This window comes from uncultured Clostridium sp., from assembly GCF_937920395.1.
Taxonomy (GTDB): domain Bacteria; phylum Bacillota; class Clostridia; order Clostridiales; family Clostridiaceae; genus Clostridium_AD.
Map to the genome: position 1 here is coordinate 1 of NZ_CALEVF010000233.1, position 3,100 is coordinate 3,100.

Annotated in this window: 3 protein-coding genes; 2 read left to right on the plus strand and 1 reads right to left on the minus strand. The window is 32.0% G+C overall.

The features are described 5' to 3' along the window. Positions 1-405 precede the first annotated feature (405 nt). Positions 406-864, minus strand: coding sequence for a hypothetical protein (locus Q0649_RS14925; protein ID WP_298843737.1), 459 nt, complete (start codon positions 862-864; stop codon positions 406-408). Positions 865-1,093: 229 nt separating this feature from the next. On the opposite strand from Q0649_RS14925, the gene Q0649_RS14930 reads away from it, so the two are divergent. Together Q0649_RS14930 and Q0649_RS14935 are read left to right on the plus strand one after the other, a co-directional pair. Continuing rightward, positions 1,094-1,537 carry a MarR family winged helix-turn-helix transcriptional regulator gene (locus tag Q0649_RS14930; protein WP_298843740.1) on the plus strand — a complete coding sequence of 148 codons (444 nt, stop codon included), beginning with the start codon at positions 1,094-1,096 and terminating at the stop codon, positions 1,535-1,537. Positions 1,538-1,632: 95 nt separating this feature from the next. Further along, positions 1,633-2,940, plus strand: coding sequence for an amidohydrolase family protein (locus Q0649_RS14935; protein WP_298843742.1), 1,308 nt, complete (start codon positions 1,633-1,635; stop codon positions 2,938-2,940). Positions 2,941-3,100 lie beyond the last annotated feature (160 nt).

The following is a 3,100-nucleotide window of genomic DNA, read 5'->3' on the forward strand; positions in this document are numbered from 1 at the left end:
CACCTCATTTCAAAAGATAGACCTTTTAAGTATTATGTCCAACTTTAAAATACCATGTTAAGTACTGATAATGCAAGTCTTAATGTATTTTCATGAAAGCATAATAGTATAAGTTGGACATTACATTGGATAAATATCTATTAATTTAAAACCTAAAGTTTAAATAGGTGCTAGGTGATAGCACCAACAAAAACATATAATAACCTTCTTTATTTTAAAGTTACATTAGGAATAAATTAAGAACGTTATAATACATTAAATGTTACAAATCAACACGTTATGTTACATTCAAAATGAAATTTTTAAGGAATAGGCAATAGACCCAATGTGAAAGTAACACAATTACATTTGTGTTACTTTCACAATATAAGAATAATTTAGATCGTGCAAAGTTTATTTTAAAATTTATGCAGGTTCTTCTTTTTCTGTAATATACCATTCACCTTTTATATTTTTAATAGTAAGTGTAATTGGTATATTTGCTGAACCACCTACAACATTGTTTTGTAAATCCATTACTTCTACTGAATAAGTCATTTTTACATAAACTATACCTGCAACTCTAATTCGTGAATTTTCCCTTAAGGTAAAATCTACTTTATAAGTTTTTTTATTATTTATTGGATAAGCATTATATATATTTGTTCTTTTAAATATTTGTTGTGACATATGTTTGGACAATTGATTAGTGTATCCATTATTAGTCAAAAATGCTTCTTTTACTAAATTGTAAGTATCTGGCTGTGAAAACCATTCAGGCATAATTTTAGTATATGCATAAGTACTCATAATGCCCAAGCATAGTATAAGTACTATACTTAGTATTATATTTTTTTTAATATAATTTTTCACTTTATTAAACACATAGATCCCCCTTTTTTATTCCAAACCCTTCTTTGTAAACTTCATAATTTTCTACAATTTCGATTAATAGTATATATTTATATCAGGGGTATCGCCAACATTTACGACAAAACCCACGCTAATGATATAAATGGAAATAAATCAAGGCTCAATAGTTAGACACTTGACAGTTATAAACCTAACTATTATAATAAAAACAGATAGAGTTCTAATTAAAGGAGGTAGAAATATGGATAAATCGATTATCGTGACACCTTATATAGATATATTAAGAGAACTTGGACTGAAAATAACAAAAGAAGCTAACGTAAAGCTAAAGGAAATAGGACTTAATTCTCAACAGGGACGTATGATTGGAGACATTTATGAAAATCAAGATAAAGGCATTATTCAAAAGGATTTAGCAGAAAAATATGAACTAAAGGGAGCAAGCATCTCCAGTATGCTTCAAGGTTTGGAGAAAAAGGGATATGTTCAAAGGATTATACCAGCAGAAAATGCAAGACAAAAGAATATATATGTTTTAGAAAAAGGAGCGAATTTAGTAGAAGAATTCAATGAAATTTTTTCTGGCGTAGAAGCTAAACTTATAAAGAATTTAACTAAAGAAGAAATGGAACTTTTAAAAAAATTATTAGTTAAAGTAAGAAATGGCCTATACGAATTGGATTAATCATAAAAGACCTGAACTGATTATTTTATGTGGTGGCATTATTTCATTTTATGCGTAGTATATTACTCGCTTAGTGAGAAGAGGGGGGAAATTATATGAATAAAAAAGAATTTAAAACTGATAAACTTACTGCAATTACTAACGCTCATATTTTTAATGGAGAAAAGGTGATTGATGAACGGACCGTAGTAATCTACGGAGATAATATTATTGCTATAGGTGGTGCAGTGCCAGCTGGAGCAACGATCATCGATGCAAAAGGTGCTACTTTAATGCCTGGTCTTATTGATTCACATGTGCATACATCTGAAGATGGGCTACGTGATGCATTAAAGTTTGGGGTTACAACTGAATTAGAAATGATGGGTGGTTTTACGAAAAATGCTCGTGATTTAGAGTTAAAAGGCATCTATGATATTGCAGATGTACGCTCTGCTGGTATGGGGGTAACTGCTCCTGGTGGACATCCTGATGAATTAATGGAGGGAGATGGAATTCCTGATTTTATATTGAAAAAAATGGAGAAAATGACTGAAGAAGAAAAAGCTGCTTTTATATCGGCTCATGCACAACAATATAATGACGAGGAATTATCTTCTTTTACAACTATTGAAGGAACTATTAAACATGTAGATGAACAAGTATCACATGGTGCAGACTATGTTAAAATTTTAATTGAAGAAGGAACAGTAATGAATTGTCCTGGGCTGCCTGTTTTAAGTAATGAAATTTATAAAGCAGCAGTAGATGAAGCACATAAGTTGGATAAAATAGTCTTAGCGCATGTGCTAACAGCAAACTCTTCAAAAACAGCAATTAATCTTGGAGTAGATGGATTGGCTCACGTGTTCATTGATCGTCCATATTGGACTCCTAAATTGGTCAAATCAATTGCAGATTGTGGTGCTTTCGTAACCCCTTGTTTAGTATTAAACTCTTCTATAATTGGTAAGCCTGCATCTGAATTAGCTAGTGACCCACGTATTAGTTCAAAACTATGCCAGGAATGGATAGATGTATTAAATTCAAGCTTTAATACTTTCCCACAAGCGAATATGAAAGATAACTTCAATAATGTAATGGATCTTTACAAGGCTGGGGTGGATATTTTAGTAGGGACAGATGTTTCTCAACCTGTACTAAGTCTTGGAGGACTTGCACATGGTGCTAGCGTTCACCATGAACTTCAATTACTAGTAGAAGCTGGTTTCACTCCAATTGAAGCACTGCGAGCTGCAACTTCTGTTCCTGCTCGACGTTTTAGTCTTACAGACAGAGGACGTATAGTTACAGGAGCACGTGCTGACTTATTATTAGTAGATGGAGACCCAACTACCAACATCTCCGATACACTATCAATCAAAGCAGTTTGGAGTAGAGGGTTACGACTCGCCACTATATAATACAATGATTTTATTATAATTTTTATGTGGTTATTGTATTAAAAACTGAAAGGCATACAACATAACGGAAAATTATCTTGAATGGTTTTTCATTTTTATCATCTAGGGGTAGGGCTCGCAATTTGTGCAAAAGTACCGTTAAGAAAACTTGATTAACATT

Bases quoted from the DNA above. Each gene is read 5' to 3' on its own strand.
- Q0649_RS14930 (WP_298843740.1), top strand. From the start codon at position 1,094: ATGGATAAATCGATTATCGTGACACCTTATATAGATATATTAAGAGAA.
- Q0649_RS14935 (WP_298843742.1), top strand. From the start codon at position 1,633: ATGAATAAAAAAGAATTTAAAACTGATAAACTTACTGCAATTACTAAC.